Annotated in this window: 2 protein-coding genes; both read left to right on the top strand. The window is 29.1% G+C overall.

Annotation, left to right across the window (positions count from 1 at the left end; all coding sequences use genetic code 11):
* Positions 1-224, top strand: a 224-nt coding sequence (locus V7147_RS24770; RefSeq protein WP_335370457.1) for a hypothetical protein, incomplete at its 5' end; no start/stop codon positions are given.
* 53 nt (positions 225-277) lie between these two features.
* On the top strand, positions 278-1,753 hold the full coding sequence (locus tag V7147_RS24765) for a lipopolysaccharide biosynthesis protein (protein ID WP_335370456.1): 1,476 nt from the start codon (positions 278-280) through the stop codon (positions 1,751-1,753).
* Positions 1,754-1,784: the final 31 nt, after the last annotated feature.

Genomic DNA, 1,784 nt, shown 5'->3' with positions numbered 1-1,784 from the left:
ATGCATTACTATACCTAGGAAAAAAATTATATATAAGAAATGATATTTCTACTTGGGATTATTTGCAAAAAGATATAAAATTAGAAATTGCGGATTATTGTAATATAGAAAATGAGAGTTTTGAGGAGTTCATTAAACTTGATAGAAATAATAATAATAAAGAAAAAATTGAGTTGATATCAAGTGATGCTTATATCAAAAAGATTTGGGAAAAGGTCTTCTAAATATATTAAAAAGAATTTGATTATTGATTTCAAAAATTGAAAGAGGAAAAGAAATGCAAGAAAATAACTCTTTAAAGAGTAAAACCTTATCTGGACTGATATGGAGCCTTACGGATTTAATTGGTAATCAAGGTCTCCAATTTATCATTCAAATTATCCTGGCTAGATTACTGTTACCGGAGCAATTTGGATTAATTGGTATGATTTTAGTGATTATCGCAATATCTACCTCGATAATTGATAGTGGATTTACCCAAGCTTTAATACGTGAAAAGGACCCAAGTCAAATAGATTATTCTACAGTATTTTACTTTAACTTATTTATGGCTGTATTATTGTACGGGATTATTTTTATATCAGCAGAGTTAATTAGTATATTCTTTGGGGAGCCAACACTAATTCCTATAATAAAGATACTCTCATTAGTTCTTATAATAAATTCATTTGGAATTATTCAAAGAGCAATTCTTATTAAAAGAGTCGACTTTAAAACCCAGACTAAAATTAACTTACTTGCTGGAATAATTTCTGGAATTATTGCAGTCATTTGTGCCTTTAAAGGTTTGGGAGTTTGGAGTTTAGTAATTAGAACATTATCGATGCAATTTATTCAAACCGGTCTCTTATGGTTTTTTAATAGATGGATCCCTTCTATCGTATTTAGTTTCCAATCTTTCAAAAGGTTTTTTGGATTCGGATCCAAAATATTAGCATCCGGTTTAATTGATACAATTTTTAATAACCTATATTTTATATTAATAGGGAAGTTTTTCTCGGTAACTGCACTTGGATATTATACAAATGCAATTAAATTAAGAGATGTGGCATCTCAATCGGTTACATCATCAATACAGCGGGTAACTTATCCTGTGCTTAGTAGTATTAAAGAGGATGAAACAAAACTAAGGAATGGATATAGGACTGTTATTCGAATGACAGCATATATCATTTTCCCATTTATGATAGGATTGGCAACTGTAGCTTCCCCTTTAATACAATTACTTTTTGGAGATAAGTGGATGCCATCAGTTATTTACCTACAATTGCTATGTTTTGCAGGTATGTTGTATCCAATTCACGCCTTAAATTTAAATATTCTTCAGGTAAAAGGCAGATCTGACATATTTTTACTACTTGAAATCATAAAAAAAGTTATCTTAACTGTATTAATTTCTGTATCCTTGATATTTGACTTTGGAGTAATTGGATTAATTGGATCGGCAGTCATCCATTCATACATTGCTCTAGTTATTAATACCTATTATTCTGGTAGGGAAATATCATATAATACAACGGAACAACTTAGGGACCTTACTCCTATCTTTATTATTTCTATTTTAATGGGGGGGATTGTTTACTATAGTGGATTGGTGTTATTCGAAAGCGCGCTAGCAAAATTAATAATTCAGGTTATTATTGGGTTTATCCTCTATATTTTTATAAGTAAAATATCCAGGATAAAAGAACTAGAATTAATAAAGGATCTCATTCTTAAATTCGTTAAAACTAAGAATAAGAGTAGTTATTAATATTAGTTAACCATTTGATATATAATAAATA

This window comes from Bacillus sp. JJ1521, assembly GCF_036965165.1.
GTDB lineage: Bacteria > Bacillota > Bacilli > Bacillales > Bacillaceae_L > Ferdinandcohnia.
The sequence above is the reverse complement of the archived record's forward strand: the minus strand, read 5'-3'. Positions and strand labels throughout refer to the sequence as shown.

What these genes read in the sequence shown, in the direction of transcription:
- V7147_RS24765 (WP_335370456.1), top strand. Translation starts at nt 278, where the DNA reads ATGCAAGAAAATAACTCTTTAAAGAGTAAAACCTTATCTGGACTGATA.